Source organism: Staphylococcus rostri (assembly GCF_002902145.1).
In the GTDB taxonomy this organism is placed as follows: Bacteria; Bacillota; Bacilli; order Staphylococcales; family Staphylococcaceae; genus Staphylococcus; species Staphylococcus rostri.
Genome location: NZ_PPRF01000032.1, coordinates 45,466 through 65,248, shown reverse-complemented (window position 1 = coordinate 65,248; position 19,783 = coordinate 45,466). Strand labels below are relative to the sequence as shown.

The 19,783-nt window shown below is 37.2% G+C and carries 18 protein-coding genes; 16 read left to right on the top strand and 2 right to left on the bottom strand.

From position 1 onward, the window contains the following. Positions 1-2: 2 nt before the first annotated feature. The 16 genes from aroB to CD122_RS05525 all read left to right on the top strand — a co-directional run bounded on the left by aroB (position 3) and on the right by CD122_RS05525 (position 16,863). The gene (gene aroB, locus CD122_RS05605; protein WP_103358017.1) at positions 3-1,070 is read left to right on the top strand and encodes a 3-dehydroquinate synthase; all 1,068 of its coding nucleotides are present in this window, start codon (positions 3-5) and stop codon (positions 1,068-1,070) included. A 7-nt stretch (positions 1,071-1,077) separates the two neighbouring features. Continuing rightward, a complete protein-coding gene (aroA, locus tag CD122_RS05600) occupies positions 1,078-2,370 on the top strand; it encodes a 3-phosphoshikimate 1-carboxyvinyltransferase (protein ID WP_103358016.1) in 1,293 nt (430 codons plus the stop codon). 1 nt (position 2,371) lies between these two features. Continuing rightward, a complete protein-coding gene (locus tag CD122_RS05595) occupies positions 2,372-3,613 on the top strand; it encodes a tetratricopeptide repeat protein (protein ID WP_103358015.1) in 1,242 nt (413 codons plus the stop codon). A 10-nt stretch (positions 3,614-3,623) separates the two neighbouring features. Further along, on the top strand, positions 3,624-4,175 hold the full coding sequence (locus CD122_RS05590) for a YpiB family protein (RefSeq protein WP_103358014.1): 552 nt from the start codon (positions 3,624-3,626) through the stop codon (positions 4,173-4,175). Between the two features lie 25 nt (positions 4,176-4,200). After that, positions 4,201-4,821, top strand: coding sequence for a DUF1405 domain-containing protein (locus tag CD122_RS05585; protein WP_103358013.1), 621 nt, complete (start codon positions 4,201-4,203; stop codon positions 4,819-4,821). A gap of 17 nt (positions 4,822-4,838) precedes the next feature. Next, on the top strand, positions 4,839-5,534 hold the full coding sequence (locus CD122_RS05580; protein WP_103358012.1) for a zinc metallopeptidase: 696 nt from the start codon (positions 4,839-4,841) through the stop codon (positions 5,532-5,534). Positions 5,535-6,150: 616 nt separating this feature from the next. Continuing rightward, a complete protein-coding gene (locus CD122_RS05575) occupies positions 6,151-6,471 on the top strand; it encodes a nucleotide pyrophosphohydrolase (protein ID WP_103358011.1) in 321 nt (106 codons plus the stop codon). Positions 6,472-6,486: 15 nt separating this feature from the next. Beyond that, positions 6,487-7,620 carry an N-acetyl-alpha-D-glucosaminyl L-malate synthase BshA gene (gene bshA, locus CD122_RS05570; protein WP_103358010.1) on the top strand — a complete coding sequence of 378 codons (1,134 nt, stop codon included), beginning with the start codon at positions 6,487-6,489 and terminating at the stop codon, positions 7,618-7,620. Beyond that, positions 7,613-8,821: a CCA tRNA nucleotidyltransferase gene (locus CD122_RS05565; RefSeq protein WP_103358009.1), complete on the top strand. Its 1,209-nt coding sequence runs from the start codon at positions 7,613-7,615 to the stop codon at positions 8,819-8,821. Before bshA ends, CD122_RS05565 begins: the two co-directional genes overlap by 8 nt. After that, positions 8,805-9,779 (top strand): biotin--[acetyl-CoA-carboxylase] ligase, encoded by a 975-nt coding sequence (locus tag CD122_RS05560; protein ID WP_103358008.1) that lies wholly within the window; start codon positions 8,805-8,807, stop codon positions 9,777-9,779. Before CD122_RS05565 ends, CD122_RS05560 begins: the two co-directional genes overlap by 17 nt. A 27-nt stretch (positions 9,780-9,806) precedes the next feature. After that, positions 9,807-12,521, top strand: a complete 2,715-nt coding sequence (locus CD122_RS05555; protein ID WP_103358007.1) for a helicase C-terminal domain-containing protein — start codon at positions 9,807-9,809, stop codon at positions 12,519-12,521. 84 nt (positions 12,522-12,605) lie between these two features. Beyond that, positions 12,606-13,898 carry an asparagine--tRNA ligase gene (gene asnS / locus CD122_RS05550; RefSeq protein WP_103358006.1) on the top strand — a complete coding sequence of 431 codons (1,293 nt, stop codon included), beginning with the start codon at positions 12,606-12,608 and terminating at the stop codon, positions 13,896-13,898. A 154-nt stretch (positions 13,899-14,052) separates the two neighbouring features. After that, complete coding sequence (locus tag CD122_RS05545) at positions 14,053-14,742, top strand: DnaD domain-containing protein (protein ID WP_103358005.1); 690 nt, start codon at positions 14,053-14,055, stop codon at positions 14,740-14,742. After that, a complete protein-coding gene (gene nth, locus CD122_RS05540; RefSeq protein ID WP_103358004.1) occupies positions 14,732-15,406 on the top strand; it encodes an endonuclease III in 675 nt (224 codons plus the stop codon). The genes CD122_RS05545 and nth overlap by 11 nt, the downstream gene beginning before the upstream one ends. Next, positions 15,403-15,726, top strand: a complete 324-nt coding sequence (locus CD122_RS05535) for a YpoC family protein (RefSeq protein ID WP_103358003.1) — start codon at positions 15,403-15,405, stop codon at positions 15,724-15,726. Before nth ends, CD122_RS05535 begins: the two co-directional genes overlap by 4 nt. Before the next feature lie 735 nt (positions 15,727-16,461). After that, entirely contained in the window at positions 16,462-16,863 is a 402-nt protein-coding gene (locus CD122_RS05525; protein ID WP_103358001.1) for a hypothetical protein, read from the top strand. Between the two features lie 65 nt (positions 16,864-16,928). Here CD122_RS05525 and CD122_RS05520 read toward each other — a convergent pair whose 3' ends face one another. Further along, complete coding sequence (locus CD122_RS05520; protein WP_103358000.1) at positions 16,929-19,136, bottom strand: transglycosylase domain-containing protein; 2,208 nt, start codon at positions 19,134-19,136, stop codon at positions 16,929-16,931. Further along, positions 19,133-19,759, bottom strand: a complete 627-nt coding sequence (gene recU / locus CD122_RS05515) for a Holliday junction resolvase RecU (protein ID WP_103357999.1) — start codon at positions 19,757-19,759, stop codon at positions 19,133-19,135. Before recU ends, CD122_RS05520 begins: the two co-directional genes overlap by 4 nt. Positions 19,760-19,783 lie beyond the last annotated feature (24 nt).

Below are 19,783 nucleotides of genomic sequence, written 5' to 3'. Positions count from 1 at the left end.
AGATGAAATTGATGACAACATATTCAACACAAAATTATCCTGTGATTGTCGAACATCATGCGATTGATCGGTTAGCTGAATATACAGCCACATATCAGCACGTCTTTGTATTTGTCGATGAACACGTAAACACGCACTGGTCATCAAAAATTCAAGCAATGACACAACAGCAAGTTACTAAGACGTTTGAATTGCCTGCAGGGGAACAAGTTAAAACACTCCGCTATTACGAACAATATATAGAACAATTATTGTCGTTCCAACCGACACGCAATACGTGCCTAGTTGCAGTAGGTGGTGGGGCTGTCGGGGACTTTGTTGGCTTTTTAGCGGCTACACTTTTACGCGGTGTTGACTTTATTCAAGTCCCAACGACCATTTTAGCCCACGACTCAAGTATCGGTGGGAAAGTTGGCATTAATGCGACGTTCGGAAAAAATTTAATCGGTGCTTTTCATCGACCTGCTGCAGTTCTTTATGATTTAGACTTTTTAGGGTCTTTACCTGCTAGCGAAATATTAAGTGGCTATGGTGAAGTGTATAAACATGCCTTATTACAAGGACCAAAATCAGTCCAAACACTTGAGGCATCATATTACGATCAGCCATCACTGCTGAAGTTAGAAAACATTGAACAACATCTCATTGATGGCATCCAAACAAAGTTAGATATTGTCGTAAATGATGAAAAAGAACGTGGTCAACGTCAATGGTTGAACTTAGGCCATACGTTCGGTCATGCGGTAGAGTACCAAACAAAAATCCCACACGGTCATGCAGTCATGATTGGCATTGTTTATCAAATGATTGTTGCGAATGCACTACTGGACGCCAATCATCCAGTTCAACATTATTTCAACTATCTAAAAGCACTTGGCTATCCATTAGAACAACTTCAGAATCTTACTTTTGAACCATTGCTAAAGCTCATGCAACAAGATAAGAAAAATAACCAATCAGGCATTCGCATGGTATTGTTACAAGCAGTAGGACAGCCCACTGTTGAAACTGTACCCGTAGATGTTTTGGAAGCTGCCTTTAACACTATACAAACATTAGGAAAGGAATGAGCTCGAGATGACAACAACAATTGATATGCACGGGCCTTTACGTGGCGAAATGACGGTTCCGGGCGATAAATCTATGACGCATCGTGCGATTATTCTTGCATCATTAGCACAAGGTAAATCTGTCATTCATCAACCGCTTCTAGGCGAAGATTGTCTTCGTACGGCAGAAATTTTCCGTCTACTAGGTGTCTCTATAACCATTGAATCAGATCGTATTATCGTTGACTCACCTGGTTACCAACAATTTCAAACACCACATCAAGTTTTATATACAGGCAATTCTGGCACAACAACACGCTTACTTGCTGGGGTACTCGGTGGTGCAGGCGTACAAAGTGTATTATCCGGTGATGTATCAATAGGAAAACGACCAATGGCACGTATTATGACGCCTTTACAACAAATGAATATCGCTATTTCAGGGGTGGATGACCAATACACACCATTAATTGTGAATTCTAGTAAAGTACGCGGCATTCATTATCAAATGCCAGTCGCAAGTGCTCAAGTAAAAAGTGCGATTTTATTTGCTGGATTGTTCGCTGATGAATCAACTGTGATCGACGAAATTGACGTGTCACGCAATCATACTGAAACGATGTTTGCGCATTATGGCATTCCAATTGAAGTAGAAGATATGACAGTCACACTCCCTCCTAACGGTATCACGCATATCCAACCGACAGATTTTCATGTACCAGGTGATATCTCATCTGCTGCCTTTTTTATTGTCGCAGGCCTTATTATCCCGGGAAGCGATCTTGCAATACATAATGTTGGCATCAATTCAACACGAGATGGTATCCTTGAAGTCGTCAAAAATATGGGCGGTAACCTTACCGTTTTCAATGTTACTGATGGACCTGAACCAACCGCTTCCATCCGTGTGCAGTACACGCCTGATTTACAAGGTACTGAAATAAGCGGCCAATTGATACCGAGATGTATTGATGAACTACCAGTAATAGCATTACTCTGTACACAAGCACAAGGTTCAAGTATCATTAAAAATGCTGAAGAACTAAAGGTAAAAGAGACAAATCGAATTGACACAACAGCTGATGAACTGAATAAGTTAGGGTTATCACTTGAACCAACGTCTGATGGCATGATTATTCATCCTTCACGCGTCACAAAGGTGGCAGACTTAGACAGTCATACCGACCACCGTATTGGTATGATGTTAGCAATCGCTTCACTGCTGTCAGATGAAGCGTATGTGATTAACCGTTTTGATAGCGTTAATGTGTCATTTCCTGGATTTTTGCCTGCCTTAAAACAATTAGAAAATGAGGGATAACATGCAAGATATCTACAAGTTAATCGACGACATCAATAGTCAGAAGCTAGATGATATAAATAGTCGTGTTGAGCAAGCGATTCAATCTGATAACGACGAAGCTTTATTTATGCTAGGTGAGACATTATACCGCTTTGGTTTAATGCCCCAAGGACTAGAGGTATTCCGCGCACTTTATATGAAATATCCAGAAGAAGCAGACGTACTTATTTACTTTATTGAAGGCTTAATTTCTGAAAGCCAAACAGACGAAGCTTTGGAATATTTAAACGGCGTTGAACTGACACCGGAACGTTTGATGTTGGAAGCTGACTTATATCAACAGATTAATATGACGGACGTCGCGATTGACAAGGTCCAACAAGCGATTGAAATGCAGCCATCAGATCCTGTCTTACATTTTGCATTGGCTGAATTATTCTATTATGACGGACAATATTTACGTGCATCTCGTTCTTACGATACTGTACTTGAAGCCGGTGAACATGTCGTTAATGGCGTTAATCTGTTCTCTCGATTAGCTGACAGCAGTTTACAAAGTGGGAACTATTCTGACGCTTTACAATGGTTTGAAGAGATTCATGAACAAGAAATGACATCCGAAGACTACTTTAAAAAAGCCATTGCATTCGATAAAAATGACTTAACACAAGAAGCAATTAAAATCATCCGTACTTTATTACAAAAAGATCCGGATTATATGCAAGCGTATTTTTACTTACAACAACTTTATGAGAATGAAAAAGCCTATGAAGAGGCCATTGAAGTCGGCATGGAAGGGCTGCGTCTTAACCAATTTTATAAAGAATTAATGTACACAACAGGTGCGTTGCAAATTGAACATGGCGACGCACAAGAAGGTGTATCATTGCTTAAACAAGCACTTGAAGTCGACCCAGCATATCAAGAACCATTAATGTTACTTGCAGACTATTACCGCAATGAAGAAGATAATGAAGGCTTGATTTCACTCATTCAATATACTGAAGAAGACGATATGGACCCACAATTCATGTGGCAAATTGCCTATGCACTTGGTGAAGAAGAACGTGATAAGGAAGCACAACACTTCTATAAACTTGCACATGCGACGCTTCATGACAACATCGACTTCTTGAGCGATTATTATCATTACGCTGTTGAAATTGGTGATACGCCAACACGCGAAAGTCTACTAGAACGCTTAATTGAACTTGAACCAAACAACACGTTGTGGCACGAAGAACGAGAGCGTTTATTGTAAGGTGAGTGGTATGTTTGATGTGCCATTACAACAAGTAAAACAACAATTCATTACGTACTTACTTTCACATTACACATTCAAATCACGCATTAGTGTTTGGTTGCTTAACTATATTAAAGCGGATGCGTCGCTGTTGCATAATATTCATTTTGTTGATCACGTCATTGAACATCATCCAACATTGACGTTAACATCCGCCGATACAAGTGGACATGCGATTCAATTTGATCATGATGAACTGCAACTTATTAACTCAGATCAGATATTTCATGAAGTCATTCAGTCAACACAACAAATTGATGTCAAACTCAATTTACGTCAAGACGCTCAGCGAGATGCGTTGCTTGATAACGTATTATTGCATCAACTGATTGCACTGCCTGATCAATCAGAGTATTTGCGTGATTTATATCATCTAACTCTGTCTAAGTCGACCGAACAGCATTTGTTAGAACTGCTGTCATCGCAAATTGATATGAGTCTAACCATGCATGATGCAGACGCATTTTACAGCTATACACGTCTACGTAACACATTGAAGTTGCGTAGACATCATTTTTGAAAATATGTACAACGAGGTATATTCAATGTCTATCAAATCACTCGTACAAACATTGCTGTATCACAAACCAGTCCTGTACATTTTATTAATTTCTAATTTATTAGGCACGATTTATGGGTATATATGGTACGGACCACAACTCGCACAGACACCTTGGTATTTCTGGCCGTTTGTTCCAGATAGTCCAACAGCAACACTTTTTCTATCTATTAGCTTAATATTATTTATTGCCAATAAACAATCGGCCATTATTGATACATTGGCCTTTGTCACTTTATTTAAGTATGGTGTCTGGGCGGTTATCATGAATTTTATGCTGTTCTATGTGGACGATACGATCTATTTGACAGGCGTAATGCTTATCATGTCGCATGGTATTATGGCACTTCAAGCATTGCTCTTTCTACCACGTTTTCACTTTACTTTTACAAGTATTGCGATTACTAACGTATGGGTGATTCATAATGACGTCATTGATTACGTCTTTCATCAATATCCCGTATACGGTTCATTAACAAGTTACGAAAGTCTAATCGGCTATATTGCATTTTGGCTCTCGATGATACCGATTATTTTTGTATTATGGCGAATTAAGCAGCGTAGAGTAAATAGTTTGACCCCTATACGTGAACCACGTAAAATATAATAAAAGGAGTGAACACCATGTCATTTATGTCAATGATTCTATATTTTGTAGTACTGATGATTCTTCCTATGTATGCCCAACACAGTGTAAAATCGAACTATGAAAAATATTCTAAAGTAAGATCAACAAGCGGCAAGACGGGTAGAGAAGTCGCATTAGAAATATTACACGCAAACGGCATCTATGATGTAGATGTCAAAGAAGGACAAGGTTTTTTAACAGACCATTATGATCCAAAAAATAAAGTCGTTGTGTTATCACCGGCAAACTACAACCGACCAAGCGTTGCAGGAACAGCCATCGCGGCACATGAAGTAGGTCACGCAATTCAACACTATGAAGGCTACTTCTTCTTACGTTTCCGTTCAGCACTTGTGCCAGTTGCAAACTTAGGTAGCTCATTATCATACATCTTTATTATGGCGGGTATCGTATTAACAGCGATGAATATGGCGATTGGTACATCTGCCTTATGGATTGGTATTTTCTTAATGGCATTCGCCGTATTATTCTCAATTGTGACATTACCAGTTGAGTTTGATGCAAGTAAGCGTGCAATGAATCAAATTCAACGTATGCAAATTGTTAATGAAAAAGAATACAAACATGCAGGCCGTGTTTTACGTGCAGCAGCGATGACATACGTCGCAGCAACAGCAGTTGCAGTTGCAGAACTTGTACGTTTTATCTTAATGGCGCGCTCTGCAGAATAGTCAAAAAAGCTGAAACTATTGTTTCGGCTTTTTTGTTTGTTAGGCTGTTCAAAATGGAGCTAGGACTCAAAAATTTGGGTTCAGAGTACCCTATAAACGTTGTCTCAAAATCAAGATTTTCAATATGACTACCACACTTTCGGCCAAATTTAAGACCACTACAGAAACCTCACGCGTGAGCAAGGATTTCATCGTAGTCCCCAAAAAGCTAAGTAACTGGGGGACAGAGAAACGCTATACACTCCTTTCACAACTTAGCTATGTCGGTGTTCAAGGAGCAACGTTTTCGACAGAATTTCTCTTATAATTTTAATTGTTTTGACACATATGTATTGTTATAATAAAGATATTAATTAATCGGTGTTGTAGCACAGATACAAAAATTAATACTGCATTCTTAGTAATCGGCGTTGTGGCGCAGATACAAAAATTAATACTGCATTAAATTAGAGACGTGCAAAGCGTCTTTTTTTTGTCTTTTTTCCGCTAATTAGTCTGCTAAAAATAATACCACACTTCAGTCTATTTTTTATTCTTCCTATAAGCGTCATGAATTGCTCATCACGTCAGATAAATGTAATATAAGAGAGAATGCTTATAAGAAAGAGGTCATATCATGTCAAAATCTATGCACGAAATGCAACAAGAAGTAGATGCTTACATTTCACAATTTAAAGCAGGTTATTTTTCACCATTAGCAAACTTAGCACGTATGACTGAAGAAGTGGGGGAGCTTGCGCGTGAAATCAACCATTATTACGGTGAAAAACGTAAAAAAGAAAGTGAAGCAACCAATACGATAGAAGCAGAGTTAGGCGATAACCTATTTGTACTACTCTGTATTGCCAATTCTTTAAATATTGATATGACAGAAAGTTTTAATCAAACGATGCACAAGTTTAATACGCGTGACAAAGATCGTTTTGAACGAAAATAAAGGAGGTAACATGTCATGAAAATTGGAATTACGTGTTATCCATCAATTGGTGGTTCTGGTGTTATCGCGACAGAACTCGGTATTCTAATGGCAGAGCGTGGTCATGAAGTCCATTTTATTACATCAAATATGCCATTTCGCCTTAATAAACCAATTCCAAATATTACATTTCATCAAGTCGATGTAAATCAGTACGCCGTTTTTCAATATCCGCCGTATGACATTTCGTTAAGTACTAAAATTGCGAATGTTATTAATGAGTATGATTTAGATCTTCTACATATGCACTATGCCATTCCGCATGCTATTTGTGGTATTCTGGCACGTCAAATGTCAGGAAAAGATATTAAAATTATGACGACATTACATGGGACAGATATTACTGTTTTAGGTTATGATCATGCACTGCGGAACGCGATTAAGTTCGGCATTGAACAAAGTGATGTCGTAACGAGTGTCAGTGAATCTCTTAAGGATGAAACTTATGAAATTATCAAACCAAATAAAGCAATTGTTCCGATTTATAACTTTGTGCGTGAATCTGAATTTCCGACTGGATACAATTCAGAGCTTAAAGCGAGTTACGGCATAGCAGAAGATGAGAAAGTGATTATTCATGTTTCTAACTTTAGAAAAGTGAAACGCATCGATACGATTATTGATACTTTCCATCATATCCGTCAACAAACGAAAGCAAAGTTATTGCTGATTGGTGACGGCCCTGAATTACTCGATATGCGTGAAAAGGTACGCAACCTAGATTTATTAGATGACGTCCTGTTTTTAGGAAAGCAAGATTGTGTAAGCAATTTTTATCAAATATCAGATTTAGTCTTATTGATGAGTGAAAAAGAAAGTTTCGGTCTAACGTTACTTGAAGCAATGACGACAGGTGTTGTCCCAATCGGCACACGCGCTGGTGGTATTCAAGAAGTGATTCGACACAGTGAAACAGGGTATTTGGTTGACGTAGGTGATAGTGAAAAAGCAGCACACTACGCCCTGAAATTATTATCAGATGAAACATTGTACAAAACGTTACAACAAAATATGTTAAAGGATGTCAAGCAACGCTTCCATTCTTCAATTATTGCAGATCAGTACGAATCTCATTACCGCCAAATGATTGGAGCGGCCGATGATGAATGATAAAGCACCATTTTTAACAGCAATACCGGTTATGCAACAGCTTACGAGCCATGGCTATGAGGCCTATTTTGTCGGCGGTGCAGTCCGTGATTATTTAATGGCACGTCCGATTAACGATATCGACATGACAACGAGTGCGACACCTGATGAAATTGAAGCGCTGTTTGATCATACGATTCCGATTGGCAAAGAACACGGCACGATTAACGTTGTATGGCAAGGTGACAATTACGAAATAACCACTTTCCGAACAGAGGGTGCCTATATCGATCATCGTCGCCCAAGCGAAGTGTATTTTGTACGTGACCTGTATCAAGATGTTGAACGCCGCGATTTTACAATTAATGCCATTGCAATGGACGCACAATTTAACATTTTGGACCACTTTAACGGCCAACAAGATATTGCTACTAAAATCATTCGTACAGTAGGCGATCCACGCGAACGTTTTGACGAAGATGCACTACGTATTTTACGTGGATTACGCTTTAAATCACAACTCGGTTTTACAATCGATGCAACAACTTACGACGCAATGGTTGAAAAGACCGCTGATATTTCACACCTTGCTATTGAACGTATAATGGTGGAATTAGAAAAGCTACTTGCTGGCAATTATGTCTCAGAAACATTTTCAACATTGCAAGATTTACATATTTGGGACTATCTACCGTATTTTAAAGAAATGCCGATGGAACGTATCCATATTACAGAACCTGTCACATTACCACAGTTTTTGGCAATTGTGATGCGCCAATCAGAACATCATATTAACACGAAACAACTGAAACGCAGTAATGATGAAATCAGACACGCTCAGCGATTACTACAAGCGCTCGAACAAGCACCCACTTTGACGTCAAAAACAGAACTGCGCCAATTTGTATATGATTTTGGTGACTCGATATGCAGAGAACTATTGGATATGCAGGCGTTGCTTGAAACGAATGCAATATCCCAACCATCGAAGCTAATATTTAATGCAGAAACAGTTTCTGAAATATGGCAGACACTTGCAATTACACATCTTCAACAACTCGCAATAAACGGTAAAGTGTTGATGCAAACTTTTGATAAAAAAGCAGGACCATGGATTAAAGATGCATTACGACGCGCTGAATGTGCAGTCGTCCAACAACAAGTAACGAACACTGAACAAGAAATTATTGAATGGGTGAAGGGAAATGTCGAAATACCGTGATAACATACTTGCTTTGTTAACTGAAGCACAACCAAACTATCTTTCAGGACAAGCGATTGCTGAACGCCTCAATATTTCACGTATGAGCGTTAAAAAAGTGATAGATCAATTAAAATCAGAAAACGTGTCCATTGATTCTGTGCACAATAAAGGGCATCGTTTAAATGCTTATCCGACTGAATGGCATACAGGTATACTACAAGGGCTATTAAAAGACCAAAACTTAGTCGAAACAATTCAAACGTTTGATTCTGTGACATCTACACAAGACATCGCCAAACGTGCCTTAGTAGATCATGCAGAAACGATGCTTATTTTAAGTGATGAACAAACAGCAGGTAAAGGGCGTTTTAAACGTCGTTGGCAATCTGCAAAAGGGCAAGGGGTTTGGATGACGCTTGTATTACGTCCTAACATTCCATTTTCCATGCTGACAACATTTAACTTGTTCATTTCACTTGCAATTTGTAATACCATTCAACAATATGTCGATGAAAAAGTTGCTGTTAAATGGCCAAATGATATTTATATTGGCGACCGCAAAGTATGCGGCTTTTTAACAGAAATGGTCGCTAATGCTGATGGCATAGAAGCCGTTGTATGTGGTATAGGCATTAACGTGAACCAACAACTCGAGGATTTTGATACATCTGTACCACTCCAGGCAACAAGTATTCGACTTCATCGTGATTCATTAGTTGATCGCTATACATTTTTACATGACTTGATTTTACAAATTGAGCAACGTTACCAACAATTTTTAGAAGAACCATTTAGCAGTATCAAAGATGAATATATTGCGGTTTCAAACATCTGGCAACGTCGTTTACGCTTTACGGAAGGTCAGAAACAATTTTACGGTAAAGTGATTCAAATTGACGACGAAGGCTTTTTACACGTAGTCGATGAACAAGGTAATTTACATCGCTTGATGAGTGCAGATATCGAGCTCCCATAAAGTTGTATAGAAAGGAGGTCAAATTCATTGAAATCCCCAAGATATGCAGTTATTGACCTAGAAACAACGGGTAATCAAGCGCAAATAGACGATATTATTCAAATCGGTATCGTTTTTGTCGAACAACATCAAATCGTCAAAACATACCATTCCATGATTAAAACAGATAAAGAAATTCCGACATTCATCCAGGCACTAACAGCAATTGAAAATGATATGCTCGAACATGCGCCTTATTTTCATGAAATTGCTGATGAGATTTATCAACAATTACAAGGCTGTATTTTTGTAGCACATAACGTCAACTTTGATCTCAATTTCTTAAAAGTGGCTTTTGAACGATGCCAAATTAGCTTTCAACCGAAACAAATCATTGATACGTTAGAACTTTTCAAAATCGCTTTCCCATCAGAAAAAAGTTATCAACTGAGTGAATTAGCGCAAGCACTTGATATTCCACTTGCGCAAGCACATCGCGCCGATGAAGATGCTAAAACGACTGCTAAGATCATGATTCATGCATTTGCTAAATTTGAGTCATTACCAATCGATAGCAAAAAACAACTGTATCATTTAAGTAAAAATCTTAAGTTCCACCTAGATAACTACTTTTTTGAACTTGTTCGACAACATGATTCTACACATGTCGCACATCATACATTGGCACAATTTAATGATATTTACTACAAACCGATAAGCTTATTCGATCATCCGCAAATTGCATTTAATGATGGACTCGCTAAGCTATATGAACAAGTCATTACATATGCAGGCTATCAATATCGTGAAGATCAACGCTATTTAGCAGAAGTCATATACAATCAATTGATGCAGAATGACACGGCACTGATTGAAGCTGAAACAGGAAGTGGAAAATCACTAGCGTATCTTATCGCTGCCTTAATGTATTACATTGAGACAGGCGAACATGTGATGATTTCAACGAACACGAAGCTATTACAATATCAGCTGATAGAACAAGATATTCCGCTTATTAATCGCGCACTAAATACACAAATTAACGCATGTGTTATTAAAAGTAAGCGCGATTACATATCACTCGGGCTCGTTCATCAAATCATGAATGATGAAACGAATAACTATGAAGTAAACTTACTTAAGTTACAATTATTGATATGGTTATTAGAAACCAATACTGGCGATATTCATGAATTGAACCTACGTGGCGGCGTCAAAATGTATTTAGATCAAAAAATCGAAACATACGTACCAATGCGTAAAGATATTGATTATTATCATCAAATTCGCATGAACGCACATAATATTCAAATAGGGATTACCAACCATGCCCATCTCTTACGTTCATCATCTGAAAATATGATTTATCAATTATTTGACCATTGTATTATTGATGAAGCCCATCGTCTTCCGGATTATGCGTTAGATTGTGCTGTACACGAAATAGGGTATGCCGACATGAAGTATCAGCTCGGTTTAATTGGAAAAACTGAAAATGAAAAGTTGCTTGCCCAAATTGATGAACTTGAACAACAGCGACTTAAAGAAAACTTAGATATTCAGCCGATGAATGTCTTTATGATTAAGCAAGATATTATTGAAATACACGACATGAATGACGCTTTCTTTGAACATCTTTTCGAGCAAATTCAGTCGGAACACATTCACAATGATGAGTCGTCAAAATTATATTATGTTTATGACATATCGAGTGAAACACTATTAACGGATTTACATCGCTTAATTAAAAAAATTCATCAAACTTTATTGCACTTTGAAAACATTAAACATAAGACGGTCAAAACATTGAGAAAGCAATTATTATATATTGCTGCCCAGTTGAAACCGATTGAAGATGGTTTGAAACACAATAAAGTATTTTATGTCTCACTCAAAAATTTAGATCAAAAATCAACAATTAAATTACACGTTAAAGAAACAGATGTTAAAACAGTACTTACTGAGCAATTACTGCTACAGTTTAAATCTTTAACTTTTATTTCGGGAACTTTAACGTTTAATCAATCCTTTGCAGCGTTTAAAAATTGGTTTAAAGATGACACATCATTTAATCTATATCAAATTCAAGCACAACCAGTGAATTACGACAATGGTTATATTTTTATACCGACTGATATAGAACCGTTCAATTATCAAAATCACGAAGCATATGTACAGACAATTGTTGAATATATTACACGTTATGTCACAACGATTAACGGCAAATGTCTGATTCTTTTTACCAATTATCAAATGCTTTATGAAGTGATGGAATATCTTAATGAAATAGCCGCATTCGACGATTATGTTATTTTGGCGCAACAACAAAGTCAAAACCATAAAATCGTTCAAAAGTTTAATCATTTCGAAAAAGCGATATTGTTAGGAACGAGTACATTTTTTGAAGGCTTTAACTATCAAGCAAGTGGTGTCAAATGTGTCATGATTGCAAAGCTACCATTCATGAATCAACACGCGACTAAACCGATGTTGTTAAAAGATGAATTTTCCAATATCTTTAAAGATTATATTTTGCCAGATGCGGTAACACGTTTTAGACAGGGACTCGGTCGTTTATTAAGAAATGAAAATGATAGAGGTATCATCGTTTCGTTTGATAACCGTTTAATTACGAGTCGCTATAAGCCGTTCTTCCAACAAACAATAGCATCTTATCATCAACAGCAGGGTGATATCGATGATTTTGAAAAACGTTTAAATCAGCTAGATAAAATTGGTTCAGAACAGCAAAATCTTTGTTAATCCATGATATTTCTAATGCATAAGCTAGAAGTCATAATTAACTTTTGTTAAAATAATAGCAGTAAATAAATTAGGAGATTAGTTATGAAAACAACAATTAAAGAAGCAAAAAATCATATTGGCGAAGAAGTAACAATCGGCGCATGGCTCGCAAATAAGCGCTCTAGTGGTAAAATTGCATTCCTACAATTACGTGATGGCACAGGCTTTATGCAAGGTGTTGTTGTGAAATCAGAAGTTGAAGAAGACATCTTCAAAACAGCTAAGTCACTCACACAAGAGTCTTCTATTTATATCACAGGTGAGATTACAGAAGATAACCGTTCAGACTTAGGTTATGAGATGCAAGTAAAATCAATCGAAGTCATTCACGAAGCACATGACTATCCGATTACACCTAAAAATCACGGAACAGAATTCTTAATGGACCACCGTCATTTATGGTTACGTTCTAAAAAACAACACGCAGTTATGAAAATTCGTAACGAAATCATTCGTGCAACTTATGAATTTTTCAATGACAACGGCTTTACTAAAATTGATCCACCAATCTTAACAGCAAGTGCTCCAGAAGGCACAAGCGAGTTATTCCATACAAAATATTTTGATGAAGATGCATTTTTATCTCAAAGTGGTCAATTATATATGGAAGCAGCTGCAATGGCGCACGGTAAAGTGTTCTCATTCGGTCCAACATTCCGTGCTGAAAAATCTAAAACACGTCGTCATTTAATCGAATTCTGGATGATTGAACCAGAAATGGCGTTCACAAACCATGAAGAAAGCTTAAAAGTGCAAGAAGAATATGTCGCATTTGTTGTGCAATCTGTTCTTAAAAACTGTGCACTTGAATTAAAAATGTTAGATCGCGACACATCAAAACTTGAAAAAGTGGTGGCACCATTCCCACGCATTTCATATGATGATGCGATTACATTTTTACATGAAGCTGGTTTTGATGATATTGAGTGGGGCGATGACTTTGGTGCACCACATGAAACGGCAATTGCCAATCATTATGATTTACCAGTATTTATCGTCAACTATCCAACAAAAATTAAACCATTCTATATGCAACCAAACCCTGAAAATGAAGAAACTGTATTATGTGCAGACTTGATTGCACCTGAAGGCTATGGTGAAATCATTGGTGGTTCAGAACGTATTAATGATTTAGAACTTTTAGAATCACGCATTGATGCACACCAATTAGATCCTGAAAGCTATCAATACTATTTAGATTTACGTAAGTATGGTAGCGTGCCACATAGTGGTTTTGGTTTAGGATTAGAGCGTACCGTTGCATGGATTTCTGGTGTGGAACACGTACGTGAAACATCACCATTCCCACGTTTATTAAATAGACTTTATCCATAATATACTCGACGCTTTATAACAGCCCATTGAAAGTTGATTTACTCGCAACTTTCAATGGGTTTTACATTTTTAATTTTTTGTAAATCAAATGCTACTAACTAATGACTAAATGCGTTATGATATTAATGCACTACTGATGTGAGAAGGTGATATTTTGAATAGCTATGAATTGCAAACACGACCTTTTGTATGTCGCTATGAATTACTAGAACACTACAGCGAGTTAGGTCTTAATGAATCCGACTTAGTCATACTCATGAAGATATTGTACGCGTATGAAACAAGTCATGAACAGCCTTCAATTGAAACATTACAAAAAGGGTCAACAATGCAAGAATCTGAAGTGACAATGACGATTCAAAAACTCATTCAGCTCGGATTATTAGAAATGCATGTTGAAAAAAATTCAGAAGGTAAGTTAAGTGAATATATTAATTTAGATGGTTTTTTCGAACAGTTAAGCCAGATTTTTATAACGATTGATTCAAATATGCAAAAAATGGATAAAGCACAAGCATTTAAAACACTTTTCCAAAAAATCGAAAATGGATTTGGTCGTTCATTATCTCCATTAGAAATTGAAACGATCAATCAATGGCTCGATGTCAATAAATACGATATAACGATTATCAATGCGGCCGTTGATGAAGCACTCGCACACGATAAATCAAGTCTTAAATATGTTGATCGCATTTTGTTAAACTGGGAAAAAAATCATGTACGCACTGTCACTGATGCGAAACCGATACGTACGAAATTTAATAAACAACAACCAACTGTTAAGAAAATCGAAAACTTTCCAAAATTTGATTGGTTGAAAGGAGAGAACCCATTTGATAAGTAAGAAAAAAGCATTGGAAATGATTGATGTTATTGATGAAATGTTTCCAGATGCTGAATGTGAATTAGTTCATAAAAACCCATTTGAACTTACTATTGCGGTCTTACTTTCTGCACAATGTACAGACAATACCGTTAATAAAGTGACAAAATCATTATTTCAAAAATATCATACGCCTGAAGATTATTTAGCCGTCCCTTTAGAAGAACTACAAAACGATATTCGCTCAATTGGACTTTATCGTAACAAAGCGAAAAATATTCAAAAACTGTGCCAATCACTGATCGACCAATACGATGGACAAGTCCCAAACACGCATAAGCAATTAGTTGGACTTGCAGGAGTTGGGCAAAAAACCGCAAATGTTGTGATGAGTGTTGCATTCGGTGAACCTGCACTTGCTGTCGATACGCATGTTGAGCGTGTGTCAAAGCGTCTCGGAATTTGTCGTTGGAAAGACAGTGTGGCAGAAGTAGAGCGCAAATTAACATCCATTATCCCGAAATCACGTTGGACGCAAAGCCATCACCAACTTATTTTCTTTGGTCGTTATCATTGCCTTGCTAAAAAGCCAAAATGTGACGCATGCCCACTGTTTGCCGATTGCCGTGAAGGACAAAAACGTCATCGTGCTGCACTAAGATTGGAAGGGGCGACAGCACAATGACCATTTTAACAACAATGACAGATTTAGAAGCACATTTAGACCCGCTTGCAAAAGCACGTAAAATTGGCAAACCTGAAAGCATTGAACTACTTGACCAATATTATACGTGCTTACTTGAATATTTCTGTACGATTAATCACATTCAGGATTTGTCAGGTGTTCAGCTAACGTCATTACCAATTGTGCCATTTAATTTTGATGAACGTCTGGACTATATTGAAGAACGTAAGCATCATTATATGGGCTACCAACAAATGAAGACATTAAAAAGCGAGCTCGTTAAAATGAATGCCGCTTATCGTGCAAAAAACCACTCATAAAGGTAAATCCCTATATGAGTGGTTTTTAATTCCAATTAATATTTAATTTACTTATATACATACATTTCATTTCATGTTATAGTTAACGTAGTTATCAGAAAATTCAATGTAGCATGACTTAGCATCTTCGTATTATAAAAGAAAGGAGTCGTTAATCATTTATTTTTATGCTACATAGATACAGACATTACATAAGAGTACAATGATATTCACATGCAAAATCATAAAAGCCTAACCAAAATTTATTGTATCAGGTCGATGTATTTTTCAACCGCCGCTTTCGCAAATATTCTTGCCATCGTTAAAACCCATAACTTTTCTGTCGCAATGTTAGGTGTTTTTTTATATTACACACCAATAGCCATTGAAAATTATGCTAAAAGCACATACAGTACCATTTCCGTCATATTGAGACGAATTGGCTACATGCTTCCATCTCTTTTTCTTTTCTTTAATGTATTTGTATCCATCTTAGTCATTAACTTCCAACAATTTAGCGATGTGATAGAGGCTACTTGGTATATTACAGTATTGATTATCGTTTCACTTGCCTTAATAATTGCCAGTGTATTCGATATTTTTATTTATGGGTTTAACAAAAAAAATATACACTCTAAATAATCACTTTGATTCATCTCAATAAGGCTAGATGCATATCTAAAGTCACTATTTGTTGCTAAACATCATACTAAGATTGTATTGACTGATAATTTATCAATGAAAGGGCTGATGTCTATGGTTAAAACACTTTTGATTATCTATATTATCGCAACAATCATATTGTATTATTTATCCACAGTAATGTTCACCGCTGCATGGGCCTACGAGTGTAACGTTAGATTCACTTTCTCCACATATTTCGCCATTCCATTTATTTTAGTTCGTACGCATATTCGACTGTATAAAGAACAGAAGCACTATGATAAAAAGAAAGCTCGCAAATTATTAATGTTAGTTTTCGATCAATATCGCTTTGCTTTAGAAATTTTATTTCTTGTTGTCGCTAAGCATATGAAAGAGCAAAACATCCAAAGATCCAAAGAAATCAGTTACAGACTTCAACACAAAAATCGCAGACAAACAATCAAAATGTTAATTGACGACAATAAATATGAACAAGCCCTTTACACTTTATAAATCAATTTTTCATACTTAATGTAAAAAGATGGAACAGCATTCTAATTGCCATTCCATCTTTTAATTTAGTTATTACCAAAGAGGTTGCTGAAAAAGCCACCCCTATTGTTGTTGTTACTATTACTGTTACCATTTCCTTGGCTGTTAGCGTTATTCAAGTTTTGACCATTTTGCTTATTGTTAGAGTTGCTATTTGAGCCACCACTTGATTCTGTAAAGTTACTTGTTACATTACCGTCTGGGGCTTGTGCAACATATAAGCTACGACCACTACCACCAACAGAAGCAGGGCGGTCAAAGTCTGTACCATCTTGTGGGTTAATATCACCCATTACATCTCTAAATAGATATTGTGGTAATTTTTGTTCGCCACTACCAATGAATGAGTTTTCACCGTAAAGTTTTACTTTGCCGAAGCCCATCCAGATTGACATTGTGTAGCGCGGTGAGTAACCCGAAATCCAAACGTCTTTCGCTGCTGAATCAGGTAAGCTATACTCTTGGTAAGTTTGATCACCATACGTACCTGTACCTGTTTTCGCCGCAACGTTTACGCCTGGTACACCGTTACCGTAAGCTGAACCATACGTATCAAATGTACCTTTAAGGATTTGCGTAATCATATATGCTGTATAGTCATTCATTGCTTGATGGCTCGTGTGTTCAAACTCAATCGTGTTGCCATTTGCTTCAACAACTTTTTTAATAGAGTGTGCTTTATTGTACGTACCACCGTTTGCAAATGATGCATATGCAGATGCTAACTGAACAGGGGAGAACTCAGATGATGAACCACCCAATACTTCAGAAGGTCCAATATTTGTATTCTCATATTCTAAGCCGACTTTTGCTGCAAAGTCTGTCGGTGCATTTTCACCTGCTTGTTCTTTAACTGTTTGCCATGTTTTTAGCGCTGGGATGTTGAAACTTTGACGTAACGCGTCGTAAATCGTTACAACACCATGACCTCTACCATCGTAGTTTCGGAATGTGCCACCATCAAGATAGTATGCAGATTCGTCCTGAATCGAGTGGTTCGTTGCCCATTGCAAGTTTTCAATCGCAGGGGCATACGCTAAGAATGGTTTCAATGTCGAACCAGTTGGATGTACATCCGTTGCTTGGTTACGTTGAACGACGTCTTTGTAGTTTCTGCCACCAGAAATTGCCGTTAACGCACCTGTTTGGCTGTCAACGATTGTCGCACCAACTTGTTGTTCATCATTCTTGTAGTAGCCACCGTTATCAATACGACTTTGTAAGACAGTTTGAACGTCTTTGTCCATGTAAGTGTAAATCTTAATACCACTGTTTAGAATATCCGACAAGTTGCGTCCTTTGAACTGCTCGTTGTTCATCAATTCTTGTTTCACAAAGTTTAGATATGAATCATACTGTTGTGAACTATCATCTGGTTTGATTTCACGATCTTCAGCTGAACGATCAACTAAGTTCGCAGTGATTGGCGTATCTTGTGCTTCTTTCTTTTGTTGCTCAGTAATACGATCATGATAAGCCATCAAGTAGAGTACTGTATCTTTACGTTTCTCTGCTTCTTCGGGATTATCATAGATGTTATAAGTATTCGGTACTTGTGGTAAACCTGCAAGATATGCTGTTTCTGCTAAGTTTAAGTCTTTTAAATCTTTATCGAAATAATACTTAGCAGCCGCTTTTACCCCATAGACACCATCAGAGTAGTAAATCTTGTTCAAATACATTTGGAAGATTTCGTCTTTCGAATACTCTTGTTCAAGGCGATAAGATAAGTAAGCTTCTTGCGCTTTACGCTCAATCGACTTCTGATCTGTTAAAAATGTTCGCTTAACTACTTGTTGGGTTAGGGTAGATGCACCCTGTGAACCAAAGCCACCCGTTACGTTTTTAATGACTGCGCCGAATAGACGTTTATAGTCTAAAGCACCGTGATCATAGAAACGGTTGTCTTCTGTCGCAAGTACCGCGTCTTTCAATTGATCTGGAACATCTTTCAAATCAACGTGTTCACGTCTTGCACCATTATCAAGCGTTTTGACGAGTGTATCATTTTGGTCGTAAATTTTAGCTGGACTTGGGTCTTGTAACTTCGCTTCATTAAATGCTGGCGCTTTCCATGCATAATAAGCGAAAAGTAACACACCAAGTAATGCTAAAATGACAAAAGCTAATACACAAAAGCTGAACACTTTTATCAGTGTGCGCTTAATATTTCTATTCTTTTTTTGACCGGACTTCTTCTTAGAACCATTAGAAGCCGCTTTCTTCTCCGTCATAGGCGGTCCTCACTTTCATCTAATATCAACTTATCAACAGCTGTAAGATAGTTTAATCTTGGTTGATACTGATAAGGAATATAGTAACCATTTTCTTGCACTTCTTCAACTGAAATTGATTTTTTGATGTCATCTAAATAGCGTTGCCAAAAAGGGATGAATGCTTTAAATGAAAGTAAATACGTTTCATCTCTTCCTTTAAATCGTAACAACAAAAATGCGATACCACCATGTTGCGCAACTTGTCGCATATGTTCCACTTGATGCGCATGAATATTTTGAAGTGGAAAAGAAGTTTTATTCGTCGTTTCCTTAGCTTCAAAATCAATATGATAACCGCGATAAACACCATTATAATCAGTTGTAGAAGGCGTTCTAAAGTAAGCCTCTTTAATCACTGCTTGACTCCGCTTCGGATAATCAACATGCACGACTTGAATAGGTGTTGGCTTTTTATGAATCACTGCGACACCCGCATTCAAATAATGCTTGTTGGATCGTTCAATGTCCTTTTCCAACGACATACCACGACCACCATATTTAATCGTACTTGATTTTAGCGTACGCTGACTTCCGCCTTGAGTCTTATTTTGTCTAAAAGGCTTACCGTTTGGATAGTTCATAGTCTCACCTACATTCCATCTGTT

Excerpts from the sequence above, each read along its gene's own strand:
- CD122_RS05560 (WP_103358008.1), top strand. The coding sequence starts at position 8,805 with ATGTCGAAATACCGTGATAACATACTTGCTTTGTTAACTGAAGCACAA.
- CD122_RS05520 (WP_103358000.1), bottom strand. The coding sequence starts at position 19,136 with ATGACGGAGAAGAAAGCGGCTTCTAATGGTTCTAAGAAGAAGTCCGGT.
- bshA (WP_103358010.1), top strand. The coding sequence starts at position 6,487 with ATGAAAATTGGAATTACGTGTTATCCATCAATTGGTGGTTCTGGTGTT.
- CD122_RS05585 (WP_103358013.1), top strand. The coding sequence starts at position 4,201 with ATGTCTATCAAATCACTCGTACAAACATTGCTGTATCACAAACCAGTC.
- CD122_RS05525 (WP_103358001.1), top strand. The coding sequence starts at position 16,462 with ATGGTTAAAACACTTTTGATTATCTATATTATCGCAACAATCATATTG.
- CD122_RS05565 (WP_103358009.1), top strand. The coding sequence starts at position 7,613 with ATGAATGATAAAGCACCATTTTTAACAGCAATACCGGTTATGCAACAG.
- aroA (WP_103358016.1), top strand. The coding sequence starts at position 1,078 with ATGACAACAACAATTGATATGCACGGGCCTTTACGTGGCGAAATGACG.
- CD122_RS05580 (WP_103358012.1), top strand. The coding sequence starts at position 4,839 with ATGTCATTTATGTCAATGATTCTATATTTTGTAGTACTGATGATTCTT.
- CD122_RS05590 (WP_103358014.1), top strand. The coding sequence starts at position 3,624 with ATGTTTGATGTGCCATTACAACAAGTAAAACAACAATTCATTACGTAC.
- CD122_RS05595 (WP_103358015.1), top strand. The coding sequence starts at position 2,372 with ATGCAAGATATCTACAAGTTAATCGACGACATCAATAGTCAGAAGCTA.
- CD122_RS05535 (WP_103358003.1), top strand. The coding sequence starts at position 15,403 with ATGACCATTTTAACAACAATGACAGATTTAGAAGCACATTTAGACCCG.
- CD122_RS05575 (WP_103358011.1), top strand. The coding sequence starts at position 6,151 with ATGTCAAAATCTATGCACGAAATGCAACAAGAAGTAGATGCTTACATT.
- aroB (WP_103358017.1), top strand. The coding sequence starts at position 3 with ATGAAATTGATGACAACATATTCAACACAAAATTATCCTGTGATTGTC.
- asnS (WP_103358006.1), top strand. The coding sequence starts at position 12,606 with ATGAAAACAACAATTAAAGAAGCAAAAAATCATATTGGCGAAGAAGTA.
- recU (WP_103357999.1), bottom strand. The coding sequence starts at position 19,759 with ATGAACTATCCAAACGGTAAGCCTTTTAGACAAAATAAGACTCAAGGC.